Annotated in this window: 20 protein-coding genes; 4 read left to right on the top strand and 16 right to left on the bottom strand. The window is 48.1% G+C overall.

The features are described 5' to 3' along the window. Positions 1 to 12 precede the first annotated feature (12 nt). The 9 genes from ACO0LB_RS18815 to ACO0LB_RS18775 form a co-directional block, all read right to left on the bottom strand. Complete coding sequence (locus tag ACO0LB_RS18815) at positions 13 to 504, bottom strand: protein YgfX (RefSeq protein ID WP_423051898.1); 492 nt, start codon at positions 502 to 504, stop codon at positions 13 to 15. Between the two features lie 59 nt (positions 505 to 563). Continuing rightward, positions 564 to 1805 carry a beta-ketoacyl-ACP synthase II gene (gene fabF / locus ACO0LB_RS18810; protein ID WP_423051896.1) on the bottom strand — a complete coding sequence of 414 codons (1242 nt, stop codon included), beginning with the start codon at positions 1803 to 1805 and terminating at the stop codon, positions 564 to 566. Positions 1806 to 1838: 33 nt separating this feature from the next. Continuing rightward, on the bottom strand, positions 1839 to 2078 hold the full coding sequence (gene acpP, locus ACO0LB_RS18805; RefSeq protein ID WP_008449912.1) for an acyl carrier protein: 240 nt from the start codon (positions 2076 to 2078) through the stop codon (positions 1839 to 1841). A gap of 148 nt (positions 2079 to 2226) precedes the next feature. After that, complete coding sequence (gene fabG, locus ACO0LB_RS18800) at positions 2227 to 2979, bottom strand: 3-oxoacyl-ACP reductase FabG (RefSeq protein ID WP_423051894.1); 753 nt, start codon at positions 2977 to 2979, stop codon at positions 2227 to 2229. After that, a complete protein-coding gene (gene fabD, locus ACO0LB_RS18795) occupies positions 2976 to 3911 on the bottom strand; it encodes an ACP S-malonyltransferase (protein ID WP_423051890.1) in 936 nt (311 codons plus the stop codon). The genes fabG and fabD overlap by 4 nt, the downstream gene beginning before the upstream one ends. Before the next feature lie 33 nt (positions 3912 to 3944). Next, positions 3945 to 4931 (bottom strand): beta-ketoacyl-ACP synthase III, encoded by a 987-nt coding sequence (locus ACO0LB_RS18790; protein WP_423051888.1) that lies wholly within the window; start codon positions 4929 to 4931, stop codon positions 3945 to 3947. Then, complete coding sequence (gene plsX, locus ACO0LB_RS18785) at positions 4928 to 6004, bottom strand: phosphate acyltransferase PlsX (protein WP_423051886.1); 1077 nt, start codon at positions 6002 to 6004, stop codon at positions 4928 to 4930. The genes ACO0LB_RS18790 and plsX overlap by 4 nt, the downstream gene beginning before the upstream one ends. A gap of 258 nt (positions 6005 to 6262) precedes the next feature. Then, the gene (gene rpmF / locus ACO0LB_RS18780) at positions 6263 to 6445 is read right to left on the bottom strand and encodes a 50S ribosomal protein L32 (RefSeq protein WP_162018712.1); all 183 of its coding nucleotides are present in this window, start codon (positions 6443 to 6445) and stop codon (positions 6263 to 6265) included. Positions 6446 to 6570: 125 nt separating this feature from the next. Further along, positions 6571 to 7095 carry a YceD family protein gene (locus ACO0LB_RS18775; protein WP_423051884.1) on the bottom strand — a complete coding sequence of 175 codons (525 nt, stop codon included), beginning with the start codon at positions 7093 to 7095 and terminating at the stop codon, positions 6571 to 6573. A gap of 136 nt (positions 7096 to 7231) precedes the next feature. Between ACO0LB_RS18775 and ACO0LB_RS18770 the strand changes: the two genes are divergently transcribed. The 3 genes from ACO0LB_RS18770 to ACO0LB_RS18760 all read left to right on the top strand — a co-directional run bounded on the left by ACO0LB_RS18770 (position 7232) and on the right by ACO0LB_RS18760 (position 10090). Further along, positions 7232 to 7912 (top strand): Maf family nucleotide pyrophosphatase, encoded by a 681-nt coding sequence (locus ACO0LB_RS18770; protein ID WP_423051882.1) that lies wholly within the window; start codon positions 7232 to 7234, stop codon positions 7910 to 7912. A gap of 203 nt (positions 7913 to 8115) precedes the next feature. Beyond that, positions 8116 to 8865, top strand: coding sequence for an SAM-dependent methyltransferase (locus tag ACO0LB_RS18765; RefSeq protein ID WP_423051881.1), 750 nt, complete (start codon positions 8116 to 8118; stop codon positions 8863 to 8865). A gap of 64 nt (positions 8866 to 8929) precedes the next feature. Next, on the top strand, positions 8930 to 10090 hold the full coding sequence (locus ACO0LB_RS18760) for an iron-containing alcohol dehydrogenase (RefSeq protein WP_423051879.1): 1161 nt from the start codon (positions 8930 to 8932) through the stop codon (positions 10088 to 10090). Between the two features lie 224 nt (positions 10091 to 10314). On the opposite strand, the gene ACO0LB_RS18755 is transcribed toward ACO0LB_RS18760, so the two are convergent. The 5 genes from ACO0LB_RS18755 to ACO0LB_RS18735 all read right to left on the bottom strand — a co-directional run bounded on the left by ACO0LB_RS18755 (position 10315) and on the right by ACO0LB_RS18735 (position 14208). Then, positions 10315 to 11538, bottom strand: coding sequence for a hypothetical protein (locus tag ACO0LB_RS18755; protein WP_423051877.1), 1224 nt, complete (start codon positions 11536 to 11538; stop codon positions 10315 to 10317). A gap of 134 nt (positions 11539 to 11672) precedes the next feature. Continuing rightward, positions 11673 to 12446, bottom strand: a complete 774-nt coding sequence (locus tag ACO0LB_RS18750; RefSeq protein WP_423051875.1) for a hypothetical protein — start codon at positions 12444 to 12446, stop codon at positions 11673 to 11675. A 10-nt stretch (positions 12447 to 12456) separates the two neighbouring features. Then, on the bottom strand, positions 12457 to 13053 hold the full coding sequence (locus ACO0LB_RS18745; RefSeq protein ID WP_423051874.1) for a hypothetical protein: 597 nt from the start codon (positions 13051 to 13053) through the stop codon (positions 12457 to 12459). Next, complete coding sequence (locus tag ACO0LB_RS18740; RefSeq protein ID WP_423051872.1) at positions 13050 to 13328, bottom strand: DnaJ domain-containing protein; 279 nt, start codon at positions 13326 to 13328, stop codon at positions 13050 to 13052. Before ACO0LB_RS18740 ends, ACO0LB_RS18745 begins: the two co-directional genes overlap by 4 nt. Before the next feature lie 268 nt (positions 13329 to 13596). Then, positions 13597 to 14208 carry an FKBP-type peptidyl-prolyl cis-trans isomerase gene (locus tag ACO0LB_RS18735; RefSeq protein WP_423051870.1) on the bottom strand — a complete coding sequence of 204 codons (612 nt, stop codon included), beginning with the start codon at positions 14206 to 14208 and terminating at the stop codon, positions 13597 to 13599. A 205-nt stretch (positions 14209 to 14413) separates the two neighbouring features. Here ACO0LB_RS18735 and ACO0LB_RS18730 point away from each other — a divergent pair, with 205 nt between their 5' ends. Next, a complete protein-coding gene (locus tag ACO0LB_RS18730; protein ID WP_423051868.1) occupies positions 14414 to 14998 on the top strand; it encodes an SAM-dependent methyltransferase in 585 nt (194 codons plus the stop codon). A 266-nt stretch (positions 14999 to 15264) separates the two neighbouring features. On the opposite strand, the gene ACO0LB_RS18725 is transcribed toward ACO0LB_RS18730, so the two are convergent. Then, positions 15265 to 15534 carry a DUF4404 family protein gene (locus ACO0LB_RS18725; RefSeq protein WP_423051866.1) on the bottom strand — a complete coding sequence of 90 codons (270 nt, stop codon included), beginning with the start codon at positions 15532 to 15534 and terminating at the stop codon, positions 15265 to 15267. Between the two features lie 42 nt (positions 15535 to 15576). Then, positions 15577 to 16080 carry a 2-C-methyl-D-erythritol 2,4-cyclodiphosphate synthase gene (gene ispF, locus ACO0LB_RS18720; RefSeq protein WP_423051864.1) on the bottom strand — a complete coding sequence of 168 codons (504 nt, stop codon included), beginning with the start codon at positions 16078 to 16080 and terminating at the stop codon, positions 15577 to 15579. Between the last annotated feature and the right edge of the window lie 2 nt (positions 16081 to 16082).

Below are 16082 nucleotides of genomic sequence, written 5' to 3'. Positions count from 1 at the left end.
TATTTGCAAAGCTTAAAAGTTCCGCAATGGATATTCTTTTTTTTGTAAGGTCTGTTGATGTTCCGCGATCCAGTGCAGTGAAGCAGATAATGCGCGGAAATGCGCGTTTTCTAAGGAGTCAGGAAAGACCAATACCTGATACTGCCCACCACTTTCATCATCCAGATGAACAAACATCACCCGGGTCCATATCTTTGTTTTGTTATTTAACGTCACCTTCGTCGACTTGGAAAGCAACTGCTTCTGACGATCATGCAATCTTAGTATCATCTTGCCATCATGGCTGATATGTAAGCTTGCACCAGGCATGACGCCAAATTGATATCTGAGTAATAGTACTGATAACAGCAGACAAGCAGCAGCAATGCCGATTAACCAACCGCAGGAAGATATAAAAATACTGGCAGTAAGCAGGAGTGAAGTATTGACGATTAAAACCATCAGCAACAGCATGCGAAACAATAAGCGTGATGGCTGGATGGTGATATTAAGCTGAATCGACATAAAAGAAAAAAGCACTTCATCCCTTACGAAATGAAGTGCTTATATGAGTTTTCGATTCGTCAAACTTTGGCAAAAATCAAAGTACCGTTTGTTCCACCGAAACCAAATGAATTCTTCATCGCGAAATCAATCTTCATGTCTCTGGCTGTGTTTGCACAGTAATCCAGATCACATTCAGGATCTTGATTAAAAATATTGATCGTTGGTGGAGAAATCTGATCATACATCGCCAAAACCGTAAATACCGACTCCAAGCCACCTGCACCACCCAATAAATGACCCGTCATGGATTTGGTCGAATTCACTGTCAACTTGTAGGCATAGTCACCAAAAGTTGCCTTGATTGCTTCCGTTTCATTTTTATCACCAAGAGGTGTAGATGTACCGTGCGCATTCAAATACTGAATCTGATCAGGGTTCAGTTTAGCGTTTTTCATGGCATTGACCATACTACGTCTCGGCCCATCCATGCTCGGCGAGGTAATATGATACGCATCGCCAGTCATGCCAAAGCCAATAACTTCAGCATAAATCTTGGCACCGCGAGCCTTGGCATGTTCATATTCCTCTAACACCATTACACCAGCACCCTCACCCAAGACAAAGCCATCACGGTCTTTATCCCAAGGTCTGGATGCAGTCTGAGGGTCATCGTTGCGCGAAGAAAGTGCACGTGCAGAAGCAAATCCACCCAAACCTAAAGGGGAAATGGTTGATTCAGCACCGCCAGCAATCATGACATCTGCATCACCATATTCGATCATGCGTGCAGCAGATCCTATGCAATGAAGACCGGTCGTACATGCAGTCACAATCGCCAGGTTCGGCCCTTTCAGACCGTACTTAATCGACAAATGACCAGAAATCATATTGATGATCGAAGCAGGGACGAAGAAAGGGCTGATACGACGTGGGCCACGCTCGATCAGTGTTTCTTTGGTATTTTCGATCAGAGGCAAGCCGCCGATACCAGAACCAACAATAACACCGATACGTTCAGCATTTTCTTCAGTAACAGAAAGTCCACAATCCTGAAACGCCTGCATCCCCGCAGCAATACCGAAGTGAATGAAAGTATCCATATTCCGGGCTTCTTTGGCAGGAATGTATTCCTCCACATTAAAGCCCTTGACCTCACCTGCAAAATGCGTGGTGAAAGGAGTTGCGTCAAATTTGGTGATCGTTGCAATACCGGATTGACCTGCTTTGACCGCATCCCAAGCAGTAGCAATCGTATTGCCCACTGGTGAGATACAGCCAAGTCCTGTAACAACGACACGACGTTTAGGCGAACTACTCAAGCGTTTCTCCTGGATTTAAAAAAGAGATAAAAATTACGCTTTTACGTGTGCAGTAGCGTAGTCAATCGCTTGTTGCACTGTTGTAATTTTTTCAGCTTGCTCATCAGGGATTTCCATTTCGAATTCGTCTTCGAGAGCCATTACCAATTCAACTGTATCGAGTGAATCTGCACCCAAATCATCAACGAATGAGGATTCAATTTTGATGTCAGCTTCAGCGACGCCCAGTTGTTCGGCGACGATTTTCTTAACGCGTTGTTCGATATCGGACATGTGTATCTCCAGTGAAAAAATCAAAAATAAGGGCTTACAGAAAGTGCGCGCATTTTAGCAGGTTTGTGCGCAAAAAAAGCAAACTCTGCATTTTCAGCAATAACTCCGGTTATTTTCGGCGAAATTACTGATAAATATCAATAAAAAATTACGCCAAGTACATTCCGCCATTAACATGCAGCGTTGTACCAGTGATGTAACCAGCGTCCGATGACGCCAGAAATACCGTTGCAGCAGCAATATCTTCAGGGCGCCCCAGTTTTGCCATCGGAATTTGCGACAAAATCGCAGTTTTTTGCTCGTCCGTCAGTGCTTTAGTCATATCAGTATCAATAAAACCTGGCGCTATGCAATTGACCGTGATGTTGCGGCTGCCAATTTCGCGTGCCAATGCACGACTCATTCCTGCTACGCCAGCCTTTGCGGCAGCATAGTTCATTTGCCCCGGGTTGCCGGAGGAGCCTACAACAGAGGTAATATTGATGATACGGCCATGTTTTGCCTTCATCATGCCACGCAACACAGCCCGGGATAGTCGTGCCACTGAAGTCAGATTAGTGGCAATGACATTGTCCCAGTCTTCTTCTTTCATACGCATAGCAAGTTGATCCTGAGTGATTCCGGCATTGTTGACCAGAATCGACAGCCCACCAAATTCCTTTTGAATTTCATCGACCAGACTTGAGCAGCGCTCAACATCATTGACGTTAAATGCAATACCCTTACCAGCATCCGGTGCAACTTCAGCAAGGTATTCCGAAATGGCTGCTGCCCCTTGCTCTGTAGTCGCTGTGCCAATGACTTTAGCACCCGCACTGGCGAGGGCAATGGCGATGGCTTTACCGATACCGCGGGATGCGCCTGTGACAAGCGCGACCTGATTTGCTAATTGTTGAGTCATTTTAATAATTCCAGTACTTTTTCCAATGTTGCCTGATCAAATATCGCATCCCCAGTCACATCTGCGTGAATGCGCTTTGTGAGTCCGGCGAGAACCTTGCCTGGACCGCATTCAATGATGTGCGTGATGCCATCCGATTGCATTTTTTGAACAGTCTCAACCCAACGCACGGGGCTGGCTGCCTGACGCACCAAAGCATCTTTGATTTCTTCTGCCGTCTGGCGGACGGCAACATCAACATTATTGATCAGCGCAATCTCAGGCGTCGAGAACGCAATACCAGCAAGATATTCACGCAACTTATCCGAGGCAGGCTTTAACAGCGAAGAGTGAAATGGAGCAGATACAGGCAACGGCAATGCACGTTTGGCCCCTTTTGCCTTGGCAATTTCGCAAGCACGCTCAACGGCAGCCTTGCTACCGGCAATAACAACCTGCGCAGGAGCATTAAAATTCACGGCCTCCACCACTTCGCTGGGCGTAGCGGCTTCCGCACATGCAGCTTTTACGTCTTCATCCGACAGCCCCAGAATGGCAGCCATCCCGCCCTGCCCTACAGGAACTGCATCCTGCATTGCCTGAGCCCTGAAACGCACCAGAGGAACTGCGTCCTTGAATGCAATCACGCCAGCGGCGACCAAAGCCGAATATTCACCAAGGCTATGGCCAGCAACCATCTTTGGCACAGCGCCTCCGGCAGCAATCCATGCACGATAACTAGCTACGGCGGCTGTCAGCATGACTGGCTGTGTATTGGTGGTTAAATCAAGCGCCTCTTTAGGGCCTTCAGCAATTAATTTGCCTATATCCATTTGCAGTGCATCAGATGCTTCTGCAACCGTTTGCTGCACCACAGAGTTCCCCGCAAAACCATTTAACATACCGATGGCTTGCGAGCCCTGTCCAGGGAAAACAAATGCGAATTGGGTCATTTTAATTTACGTCTTTCGTGAATTATGTTGCTCTCAGATTTGAACAATGGCAGCGCCCCAGGTAAAACCACCACCGACACCCTCCAGCAGTACTTTTTGTCCAGGTTTGACACGCCCATCGCGCACAGCCAAATCCAGTGCCAGAGGAATAGACGCAGCAGAGGTATTGCCATGCTGATCGACTGTTACAACAACCTTATCCATTGGCATACGCATTTTTTTTGCGGTACTTTGCATAATGCGGATGTTAGCCTGATGCGGGATCAGCCAATCGATCTCCGATGCTTGCAAGCCTGCCATCTCCAAAGCCTCATTGGCGACTTTTTCCAATAACGACACCGCCAGTTTAAATACAGCCTGCCCGTCCATATACAGGAACGCGCTACCAGCAACTACGCCGCCCTGCACATTGCCCGGTACACAGAGAATGTGGGCATAACTACCGTCGGCATGCAATTTAGTGGCCAGAACACCTGGCTCCTCCGAACGAGACATGACGATCGCACCAGCGCCATCACCGAACAAAACACAAGTTGTACGATCTTCGAAGTTTAAGATGCGGGAAAAAACTTCCGCACCGATCACCAGAACATTTTTATGCGCGCCAGACTTAATCATGCTGTCAGCAACCGACATGGCATACATAAATCCACTGCAAACAGCCTGCACATCCATCGCGGCAGCGCCGTTCGTGATTCCCAGCTTGTGCTGTACTACGCATGCCGTGCTTGGAAAGCCGCCGAAGAAATCGGGAGTTGAAGTGGCGAGGATAATCAGATCGATATCATTCGCCTGCAAGCCGGAAGCTTCTATTGCTCGCTTTGCCGCCTCCACCGCCAGATCGCTTGACGACACATCGGGCTCAGCATAATGACGGGCAGAAATGCCGCTGCGAGAAAAAATCCACTCATCGGAAGTTTCTATGCCCTTGGATGCCAGTTGCTCGGCCAGCTCTTGGTTCGTTACTTTTTTAGGTGGCAGGTAACTGCCTGTACCGATAATTTTACTGAAAAAAGTCATGCGATTTTCTGTTTGATGAGTTCATTGACATCTGACGCAACCACCTCGGTGATGGGCATCAATTTTGCCATTGATGTAGAAATACGTGCCAATACATCATTCTTTGCGGCATCGAATGCACGCTGTATTGCCCACTCGTAACTGTATTTATCTGCGCTACCATGACTTTTAAAAACCAATCCGCGCAATCCCAATAAACTGCCGCCATTATAGTTGGAGGGATTCATAGTGCGTGAAATTGACTTCAATGCACCTCGCGCAATAAAGGCGCCCAGCATGTTCAGAAAGCTGCTTTTGAAGGAGCTGGTCAACGCAATTTTGACAAAGCGTCCCATGCCTTCCGCTGCCTTCAGGGTCACATTGCCGACAAAGCCATCGCACACCACGATATCGGTCGTACCTTCGAAGATATCATTTCCCTCTACGTTGCCATAAAAATTCAGCAAGCCGGATTCGTGATCTGCACGCAGCAATTGCGCTGTCTTTTTGACGACATCATTGCCTTTAATATCTTCTTCCCCGACATTCAAGAGACCGATACTCGGCTTTTCTTTTCCCTCCAGTGCAGACACCAGGGCAGATCCCATGATGGCAAACTGATGTAAATGTACCGGCTCACAATCGACATTGGCACCGAGGTCCAGCATGTACGTAGGGAGATTTTTCTGGTTAGGCAAAATACTGCAGATGGCTGGACGATCAACCCCCTGCATTGTCTTAAGGACATAGCGCGATACTGCCATTAATGCCCCGGTATTGCCCGCCGAAACGCATGCTTGCGCAGAACCGTCCTTTACCAGAGTAACGGCAACCCGCATTGAGGAGTCTTTTTTGCGGCGCAAGGCAACTTCAATAGGGTCATCCATTTCAACTACTTCGGAAGCGTGAATGATGCTCAAGCGTGGATGGTTCAATGCGTGATGCTTCTTCAGTTCTGTCTGAATATCTGACTCGAGGCCAACCAACAGGAATTCAACATCAGGTTCACGATGAGCGAATGCGACTGCAGCCGCTACGGTGACTGCCGGGCCATGATCCCCGCCCATGCAATCGATGGAAATTTTTATTGTCATGTAGTGATGCGAAACTTCATTTCGAAACGGCTAGTGTATCAAACTGAGCAGAAATTTATCCCAAATAAATATCCAATCAACCCACAATTCATTTCAAATCAAAAAAACTATCTGTCAATCACCTGAAATGATTGGTCTGAGATAGTGCTTTTGATTTAAATGAACACCGCGAAAAAACAGGGAAAACGATGCGAAAAGACATAAAAAAACGGCGCCAAGTACAGGACTCGTCACGCCGTTTTTAAACCTGGAACAGGATTACTCGTCGTTCTTGGTTTTCAATACTTTACGACCACGATAAAAGCCGTTAGGGCTGATGTGGTGACGCAGATGTGTCTCACCAGTTGTTGGCTCGATACCTAACTGTGGTGCAGTCAGGAAATCGTGGGAACGGTGCATGCCACGCTTGGATGGGGACTTTTTGTTTTGCTGAACTGCCATGATAACTCCTAATACTTCAAAAAATGTTTCTAAAAATTTAACACACCTGGTTGAAGAATATGCATTCCACCAACCAAGAATCCCTAACAATACTTCGACCTGAGTGTTTTTTCAGAATAATGCCACTAGGTACGCCCATTGATTTTCTTCAACACAGCAAAAGGTGATTCCTTCTTGCTGACTCCTGCTTCAATCGCTGCAGTAGTATTTGCTGAAGCCAACGATACATCCGGGCATACTGCATGTTTGGGCGATTGGGGTATTGCCAGCAGCGCTTCATCCTCGATTAAATCATTAACGTCGAATGCCTTGCTACCTACTACAACATCGACCTCGTCATCATCAAGCAATGCATCAATTTCATCTGCATTTTCTTCATTTTTGGCGAGGATCAATATAGATTCTGAGTCAATCTCAAATGCAAGCGGTGTCAAACAGCGCTGACACATCAGATTCACGCTTCCAGTCACGCTTAAGATAAGCTGCGGATGACCTAGCCCGTCTTTACCGCCTGACAGAGACCAGTTCAACGCACCCTCGGTGTTGGCGCATTCACCTGAAAGCCGGGGCAAATCTGCGACCAAAATGCTTCCTGAACGTTGCTCTTCGAGCCGACAATACGCGAAAGCGTCAATCACAAAAGCTTGCATAGGATTATTTGAACCCAGAAAACCTGCGATAATAACAGCACTCACCCTTGTTAGTCAAAGACTTGCAGGCATTTTTTAATGCCAAAACACTTATGCGTGCTGTTACACCTGCTATTTATTGCTTATTTCTCTGAATATGACGAACCGCCGGCCTGATGTGCCAACCAACCCGCGACTGATTCTGGCATCCAGTTCAGTTTATCGCCGCGAATTATTATCCCGATTGCAACTTCCTTTCGACTCGCTGGCTCCAGATATTGACGAAACGGCGCAAACTCACGAAACGCCTGAGATAACCGCACTACGTCTGGCTCAACAAAAAGCAGAAACGATTGCCGCAACTATTGCGCTGACAAACATCGAAACACAACAAACAACTCCGCAAGTAATTCCGCAATCGGAACAACAAACCGCACTGATCATCGGCTCTGATCAGGTTGCAACACTAGATGGCATCCATATCGGCAAGCCCGGAGATCATGCCAGCGCATTGAAGCAACTACAACTGATGCGTGGCAAAGAAGTTATTTTCCACACAGCATTATGCCTGCTCGATACCCGTCCGGACGCGCAGCCATCAGTACAATTGCGCAATGTGCAGACCATTGTCCGCTTCCGCAATCTGCCGGACGCTGAACTCGATGCCTATCTACGCATTGAGCAGCCTTACGATTGCGCGGGCAGCGCGAAAAATGAAGCGCTTGGCATCAGCATTTTATCGTCAATACAAAGCGACGATCCGACAGCACTGACCGGACTGCCTCTGATTGCATTAACGGACATGCTGCGCAATGCCGGCGTACGATTTTATCGCTGAACTGAACGCGACTGATGAACAAGAAATCAAGTCGATCGGATCAATCAGCACCAGCACCATAATCATCGCCGATTATAGAATTATAGGGAGTATGTTCATTTTTCGACCGATTATCAGCATAAAACAACGGCGTTAAAATATACTCCCCCTAGTATTATTTGACTTTATTTTCGACTTTTTACCGATTTACAACAAGACTACCCATGACAGGCACATTATTCCTCATCCCGAACACTCTGGGTTACCACGAAGGACAACAAGACGGCTTGCTGGCGAAAATCATTCCCGACACCGTACAATCCATGTCCGCGCAACTCAGTTATTTTGTTGCAGAAAACGCTAAAACTACCCGTGCCTACCTGAAGTTTCTGGGTCAGCATCATCCATTAACACTGGCGATGCAAGAAATTCAGATCAGCGAACTCAACGTCAACACACCGGCACAGGCGCTGGAAGGATTGCTGCAACCTTTATTACAGGGGCATGATGTCGGATTGATTTCCGAAGCGGGCGTACCGGCAGTGGCCGACCCGGGCGCCAATCTCGTGCGACTGGCACATCAGCGCAATATCACCGTTCGCCCGCTCGTGGGACCATCCTCCCTGTTACTGGCATTAATGGGAAGCGGATTAAATGGCCAGAGCTTCGCCTTTCACGGGTATCTGCCGACTGATGCCGCCTTGCGTGCAAAGCGTATCAAGGAACTGGAAGACCGCTCCCGTAAAGAAAAACAAACACAGCTACTGATAGAAACACCCTATCGCAACGCCGCCATGCTGGAAGCCTTATCTAGTACGTGCGCTCCTGGCAGCCTGATCTGTGTAGCAACAGACCTGACCCTGCCGACAGAATCTATCAACACCAGAACAGCCGCCGACTGGAAAAAAATCATCCAGCAACAAGCGCCTGATTTCCATAAAAAACCAACGGTTTTTCTGTTCCTTGCGCAATAAAAATAGAACGACCGATCATTTTTTCTCATTTGCGCTAATATGAGTCTTTCTGGAGGAATCACACATGCTCAATTTTGACTTTTATAATCCAACTCACATCCTGTTTGGTCAAGGTCGCATTGCTGACCTGAATAAAGTAATTCCTGCCGAAGCGCACGTCATGCTGCTCTACGGCGGCGGCAGTATCAAACAAAACGGCGTATTTGACGAAGTGGTCTCAGCGCTCGGCACAAGAAAATTCACAGAATTTACCGGCATAGAACCCAACCCCAGCTACGAAACACTGATGAAAGCTGTCGAAGTCGTCAAACAGGGAGGAATTGATTTTCTTCTTGCAGTAGGTGGTGGCTCTGTTATTGACGGAACAAAATTTATCGCAGCGGCAGCCTTGTTCGAAGGCGATGACCCTTGGGCTATCCTCGAAAAACGGGGCAACAACATCACGCAGGCACTGCCGTTTGGCAGCGTATTGACCTTGCCAGCGACTGGCTCAGAAATGAACAGCGGCAGCGTGGTGACCCGCAAATCAATGAAGGCGAAAATGGCGTTTTCCAGCCGCTATTGCTACCCGAAATTCTCGGTACTGGATCCAACTAAAACTTATAGCTTGCCAGTACGTCAGGTGGGCAATGGCGCTGTCGATGCGTTTGTCCACGTCATGGAACAATACATGACCTACCCCGTCAACTCGCCAGTACAAGACCGTTTTGCCGAAGGTCTGCTGCTGACGCTGATCGAAGAAGGTCCGAAAGCCTTGGCTGAACCAGAAAATTATGATGTCCGCGCCAATCTGATGTGGTGCGCAACAATGGCGCTGAATGGTCTGATCGCTACCGGTGTGCCGCAGGATTGGGCAACACACATGATCGGTCATGAATTAACAGCTTTGCATGGCATCGATCACGCACAAACATTGGCGATCATTTTACCGAGTATGTTACGCGTCCGCAAAGAAGCGAAACGAGCCAAATTACTGCAATATGCAGACCGCGTCTGGAACTTGCGCGACGGCGATGAAGATACGCGCATCGACGCTGCCATTACCCGCACACAAGATTTTTTTGAGCAAATGGGCGTTAAAACCCGTCTGAGCGATTATGCACTGGATGCCAGCCACATTAGCCCTATCCTGTCTGCACTGGAAACACATCGCATGGTGGCACTCGGAGAAAAACGTGACGTGACGCTGAGTATCAGTCAGCAAGTACTGGAAATGAGCCTGTAACAGTCAGGAGCCGGTAATATGCCGAAAAAATCGGTAGCACGTCTGCATAGACCATACAGGCTATGCAGACTGCAATCGTGAATGATTAAACTCACCAGGATGCTGTCTGCATGAAATAAGGTGGCATCTTGGGAAGATCAAAGGAATATCTGCTGAGCACCTGCAGAACCCTCTTGAAAGTCAACTGCAGTGAATATCACGTCACCATCGCCGTAGGTTCTGCATTATTTTTTGACAGTTTTTTGTATATGGCAATTCGCAGTCAAAAAGCGCATTGCGCCGCTATACGTTGTATCCCAGTCATCCATCAGATAATGCTGAGACTCTTCGATAAAGTTTGTCCAGTCCTCCAGCAAACCTTCCTGTTTTTCATGTGGCGCTGATTGCTGTATCCAGGTTGTTGCCTTTTCATGCGCAAAACCATCCTGGCGGAATTGTTTGATCAGACTTTTTGCCGCACGCTCAGTCATGCTCGTCTTGGGCGCAACGCCGCCGGCAATACAAATAAAAAGCGTGATCAGGGAATCAATATCGGTCTTACCTTTGGTCAGGCGACTCCATTCTTTCGAGACAAGCGCATCGTATTCTGATGTGTCTTCGATTTCGTGGTCACGCAGATAATAACGATCCTTGAGTTCGAAGACCAACTTATCAAGCGCAATCGACTTATCCTTTACACGAGGCAAATCCTGCAGCGTAATTTCTTCCTTGATCCGTTCCACTATCTCCAGATAAGCTTCTGGCACGTCGGACAAATCCAATGACGCCAGGCACTTTGTCAGCCTGGCTGAACTCAGTTTGCGGATCGCGGCAAGCAATGTTGCAAATTCAACCTGGTTCTGCAATCCAGCAGCATCATCACCAAACAATTCCAGCAACAACGCTGTACGAATCACCGATACCGCCTCGGCATCTTCTTCCTGCAAATAAGACGAGGACAGACCCATTTGTTCACCGAACCAGAATCCTGCTTCGATTTCCAGCGCATTAGAGCGGCGGTGTTCCAGTGCTTGAATATAGTCATTGAGATCGGACTTCAATGACCATGCTTCCAGAAAATCCTCAGTCTTGCCTTTCGCTTCGCGCCCAAACAAGGCGTATTCCGGCATGGCAAACAACGCTTTCAACAAACCAGAACCGCCACGCGATAAACTCAGAAACGTGTTATCGCGAATGAGTTTGGCTGCGATGTCCAGATCGCCGCCCGATGTCTGCTGCAGATACAGGCTGACGAGATTCACAATCCGTTTGCGGGCAGATTCTATCTCCGGGCGCAGGTACTTACTGCCAAATGCTTCGGCAATTTGCACCATACCTTTCGGTGCTTCTGCTTCAATCGCGGCAATTTTAGTGCTGCTGATGATCGCCTTTTGCACACCATGGCGCAGTGCCGACTCAAAAAAAGGACGCTGATCAATCAGGGCAATATCAAATTGTGTTTCGGACATAGGATTCAAGTAAAGTCGCAGGAAAAATCAATGGCAGCAAGCGTAGCTGGCAGACGCACTACCGGGCGCGCCTGCCAGAACATCATCTGCATCCAGACTGTGCCGAACGCGGATGATGGTGATTACATAAAAAATCAGAGCGCGGACTCTTCGTCATCGTCCTTGTCATCGCCATCGTCATTATTTTTAGGACGATCATCCTCTTCGTCTGCCTCAGCAACAACACCTGCGGCCTCCAGTTCATCTTGCTGCACACTGGCCAGATAGGCTTTATAGCGGGCACGCAATTTCATCAGCACTTCGCGGAAAATCTCCGGCAACTCGTAACGCAGCAAATAAGTGACTTGCATCCAATCGCGGTCTTCCAGATTGGCCATATCCAGTGGGGAGGCCAGACTTTCCGTATCGCCGCGATCGATACTCATCAGATCATCGTCCTGCGCCTGTGTTCTGGCACCGTCGCCGTATTCGTACAAATCAAAGGTGGCGTACTTATAAAAATGCTCCACCATCGGTGCACGATCGAGCAAATAATCCACAAGCGCATCGTAGCCGCCATCCACTTCAGCGATTTCATACAAGAACTCAGCCGGATCAGCACCTTCGCGGAAAATGACGGAATTGATCATGCCGCGCAACTGCTCGTGCGTCTGGTCGCCATAGCGACGCTCCAGCACGACTGCCTGTGCAAATTGCTCCGGGGTCACCAGCAAATTAACCAACGATTCCTTGGATGCATCATATTCGCGGATCACCGCCAGCAAATCCTTCGCCGGCAAATCGTCCAGCGCGGCGACGAGTGCGCGATCACCCTGTGTTTCAGCGATATTGGCGAGTGCGTATTCTGCGCCGGCAATATCACCTGCTTCTATCAGACTTTGCGCTTCAATGATTGCAGGTAAGCTCATTCAATATTCCTTATTCTTTGCGGTCAAAACCTTGTTCGGCAAGCCAGTCTGCGCCCGCTTCATCGAGATCATAATCATCGCCATCGTCACCATCATCACGACCGTGGCGGCCATAATTGCCGTCAAGATCACCGTTTTCTTTCATTTCTTCATCGGCCTCGTTTGCCTCATCCAGCTCATCATTCTCCAGCGTGTTCTGGGCACTATGCTTGCGGGATTGCTGACCTCGATGCAGATATTCGAGTGCTGCGGCAATGACCATAAACTGCTCGCCGCCTGCTTCTTTTAATACGATCTTGCTCAGGGATTCAGCCCACGGCTCCAGCTTGACGGCAGCAGACAACGTTTTCCATGAAGGTAATTTGCTTGCTTCTTTGCTGCTCAACGATTCCAGTGCCAGTGGATTCATGAAAATAAAACCCTGATGGAATGCCGATGCCAGCATTTCAGGATTACTTTCCATCATGGGTAACAGCAAAGGCAATTGTTCGGCTTTTTCACGTAAACGGGCCTTGAGGACATTCTTGCCATCAGAATCAGATTTTAAATCTTCGATCTCGGCGTTATACACCGCCATCAAATCTTCAAAAAAATGGGACAATTTCACTGCAGTACTCCTGATAAATAATTTTTCCAGACTTCCGTTGCGGTTTCCAAAGGAGAATCCAGCAAGTTACGCCGTCGGTTTTCGTCATAAGCAGCACGCGCTGCATCGTCAGACAAGACATCGTAGGCTTCTTTGACGGCATGGAATTTTTCTGGTGCCAATTCGGAAGCATTGCGATCGGGATGGAATTCGGCCGCCTTCTGACGAAATGCCTTTTTAACATCCGCCAACGTCGCGTTACTGGCAATGCCGAGAACAAAATAATAATCTTTCATGAATTTCTCTCAGTAACGAAAACCTTTGTGTCAGTCCGGGCAATGCGGTATCGACTTAAAATCTGACATTCAAACTGACATTGAAATGAAGCTGGCGCTCAAATCTTTGCGCAACCAGACTCATTCAAGTTTGCCCCCAAATTAACGACGTCATCGGAAAAAGACGGGAGTATAGGCGTAAAAACGCTTATCGTCGTTAAATTCAAAGGCGGCTTTAAACATACTCCCAGTGAGTATATTTTAAGCCTTTCAAGCGGTATAACAGCGATCAGTGGTGATGACCATGCTCGCCGTGAACATGACCGTGAACCACTTCTTCATCATTGGCAGCGCGGATATCGAGTACTTCGGCGTCAAAACGTATGGTCATACCTGCCAATGGATGATTGCCATCGACAGTGACCACGCCCGCATCAATGGCGGTGACGCGAAATTGCATGGTTTCTTCTGTTTCCGGATCGCGTGTTTCGAACATCATGCCAACTTCAATATCAGGTGGAAATGCGCTGATGTCTTCTTCCTTGATAAAGTCAGGATCCAGATCACCAAAGCCATCTTCCGGTGCCAGCGTCACCGATACTTTATCGCCGACGGATTTACCTTCCAGCGCCGCTTCCACTGCCGGCAAAATGTTATCGTAACCACCATGAAGATAGACGATAGGATCGTGGTTACGATCAATAATGGCGCCATCGGCATTAAACATAGTGTAGTTCAGGCTGACGACGGTATTTGGAGTGATTTGCATAATGCGAGAAATAGAAAGTAGTTGAACACTGCCCGATAAGACAAATGAAGGCAAAATAAGGCAAGCATGATATGGTGCCGGAACAGTCAATAAAAAGAGCGTACCTTTCTTTCTGACGCCTTTTATGAACATGACGGCTCGTCAAGATTTATCAGGGCATCTGCACTTTGCGCACTGATGCTGACTTCCTTGGCAACCAGACAGGGGACGTATTGTATCAGAGCGATGATTTGCTCCTGAATCAGAATAAATATTTCACATCACCAACGCAACCAGCACAAGCTAAGGCAAACGTAGTATATTTCGCCCCCTTCCTCTGCGTCTCAAGACAATCATCATGCTCATCATTACGATCAAACAAGGCAAAGAAAAAACCTTGCTGGCAAAGCAACCGTGGATCTATCTGTCGGCTGTCGCCCGAGTAGATGGCAGGTTTGAAGAAAGAATCAAGCCTGGCACAACCGCCATGGTGCGATCATCCTCTGGCCAGTTTCTGGCACGTGCAGCCTGGAGCCCGCTGTCACAGATCCGGGCGAGAGTCTGGACTTTTGATGAAAAAGAGGCTGTCGATCATGCCATGATCAAGCGCAGAGTGCAGGCCGCTGTACAAAAAACGGATATCAACAAACTGAAAGCAGCATCACCAGACCAACCACAGCGCTTGATCAATGCCGAAGAAGATGGCTTACCTGGCTTGCTGGTTGATTATTACCCGACAAAACCAGGGTATCTGGTGTGTCAATTTCAGGCAGCGGGCGTAGATGCCTGGAAAGTAACCATCGTGAAAACACTGATTGCCGCAACCGAATGTCAAAACGTCTATGAGCATGCGGATGCACTGGTGCGTAAGGGGGAAGGTCTGCCAGCTAATTCTGGTGCACTGGCCGGTGATGAGCCGCCAGATCACCTCTCCTTCGATTGAGCAAACAATCCGGAGTTACACCAAACTGCCCCTGTGGCGTTATGAATCATTGTTAAACAAGCACGTGCTCCCCTCGTGACCATGCCTTGTTTAAACAATATTGCGTCAGCCATGACAATAAAAAAGCGATAAATAAAATGTTTATTTATCGCTTTTTGTTGATGTGTTTCTGAAGCTATCTGCGTTTGATGTGTTTAACGTGTTTGCAGGCACCTTGCTCGCCGCTGACCTGCAATTTTATGCAAGCGACTACACCTTATGACGACTTAAACGCCGATTTTTTCCAGCATCATGCCAAGCTCACGCAGTGCTGGTTCCAGCTTAGGATGCTGCGCAGCGAAACGTGCTGTCAGTGCCTGAGAACGTTCACTGAGCGCAGTAAACACAGGATCATCATGATTCTCCTGACTCAGCACATGATGAATGTCCTTATTCAATCCCTGCAACAGCGACTTCAACTCGCCATCCACCTCTTCAGTGTGCGCCAATTCTTCGTGCAACTTCGCCAGCAATTGCTTTAAATTTTCTTTTTCCACAGTACTTTCCTTTGCAATCAATCCAATCCGGATAGCATCAGTTTAGACCTGATCAGCCCTAAAAACCAGCACAACCGCCTCGGCAGCAATTCCCTCTTCGCGCCCAAGATAACCAAGTCGCTCATTGGTTTTCGCCTTGATATTCACGCAGCCTTCCGCGACTTGCAGATCGGTCGCAATGTGTTGCACCATCGCCGGAATATGCGGCGCCATTTTCGGCGCCTGCGCAATGATCGTGGCATCCAGATTACCCACGATATAACCAGCAACATGCAATCGACGAACAGCTTCTTGCAACAACACACGCGAATCTACGCCTGAAAACTGTGGATCTGTATCGGGGAAATGTCGCCCGATATCACCGAGTCCGGCAGCACCAAACAATGCATCGGTAATCGCATGCAGTAATACATCGGCATCAGAATGCCCCAACAAGCCTGTTGTATGCGGAATATTGACTCCGCCAATGATCAGTTGTCGCCCTGGAACCAACGCGTGACAGTCATAGCCCTGTCCAATACGAAACGGAAATACTTTATGTTGCATAC

It is taken from the genome of Undibacterium sp. SXout7W (assembly GCF_049339385.1).
Lineage (GTDB): Bacteria > Pseudomonadota > Gammaproteobacteria > Burkholderiales > Burkholderiaceae_D > Undibacterium.
The sequence above is the reverse complement of the archived record's forward strand: the minus strand, read 5'-3'. Positions and strand labels throughout refer to the sequence as shown.

Bases quoted from the DNA above. Each gene is read 5' to 3' on its own strand.
- ACO0LB_RS18815 (WP_423051898.1), bottom strand. From the start codon at position 504: ATGTCGATTCAGCTTAATATCACCATCCAGCCATCACGCTTATTGTTT.
- acpP (WP_008449912.1), bottom strand. From the start codon at position 2,078: ATGTCCGATATCGAACAACGCGTTAAGAAAATCGTCGCCGAACAACTG.
- fabG (WP_423051894.1), bottom strand. From the start codon at position 2,979: ATGACTCAACAATTAGCAAATCAGGTCGCGCTTGTCACAGGCGCATCC.
- fabD (WP_423051890.1), bottom strand. From the start codon at position 3,911: ATGACCCAATTCGCATTTGTTTTCCCTGGACAGGGCTCGCAAGCCATC.
- ACO0LB_RS18790 (WP_423051888.1), bottom strand. From the start codon at position 4,931: ATGACTTTTTTCAGTAAAATTATCGGTACAGGCAGTTACCTGCCACCT.
- plsX (WP_423051886.1), bottom strand. From the start codon at position 6,004: ATGACAATAAAAATTTCCATCGATTGCATGGGCGGGGATCATGGCCCG.
- rpmF (WP_162018712.1), bottom strand. From the start codon at position 6,445: ATGGCAGTTCAGCAAAACAAAAAGTCCCCATCCAAGCGTGGCATGCAC.
- ACO0LB_RS18775 (WP_423051884.1), bottom strand. From the start codon at position 7,095: ATGCAAGCTTTTGTGATTGACGCTTTCGCGTATTGTCGGCTCGAAGAG.
- ACO0LB_RS18770 (WP_423051882.1), top strand. From the start codon at position 7,232: ATGACGAACCGCCGGCCTGATGTGCCAACCAACCCGCGACTGATTCTG.
- ACO0LB_RS18765 (WP_423051881.1), top strand. From the start codon at position 8,116: ATGACAGGCACATTATTCCTCATCCCGAACACTCTGGGTTACCACGAA.
- ACO0LB_RS18760 (WP_423051879.1), top strand. From the start codon at position 8,930: ATGCTCAATTTTGACTTTTATAATCCAACTCACATCCTGTTTGGTCAA.
- ACO0LB_RS18755 (WP_423051877.1), bottom strand. From the start codon at position 11,538: ATGTCCGAAACACAATTTGATATTGCCCTGATTGATCAGCGTCCTTTT.
- ACO0LB_RS18750 (WP_423051875.1), bottom strand. From the start codon at position 12,446: ATGAGCTTACCTGCAATCATTGAAGCGCAAAGTCTGATAGAAGCAGGT.
- ACO0LB_RS18740 (WP_423051872.1), bottom strand. From the start codon at position 13,328: ATGAAAGATTATTATTTTGTTCTCGGCATTGCCAGTAACGCGACGTTG.
- ACO0LB_RS18735 (WP_423051870.1), bottom strand. From the start codon at position 14,208: ATGTTCATAAAAGGCGTCAGAAAGAAAGGTACGCTCTTTTTATTGACT.
- ACO0LB_RS18730 (WP_423051868.1), top strand. From the start codon at position 14,414: ATGCTCATCATTACGATCAAACAAGGCAAAGAAAAAACCTTGCTGGCA.
- ispF (WP_423051864.1), bottom strand. From the start codon at position 16,080: ATGCAACATAAAGTATTTCCGTTTCGTATTGGACAGGGCTATGACTGT.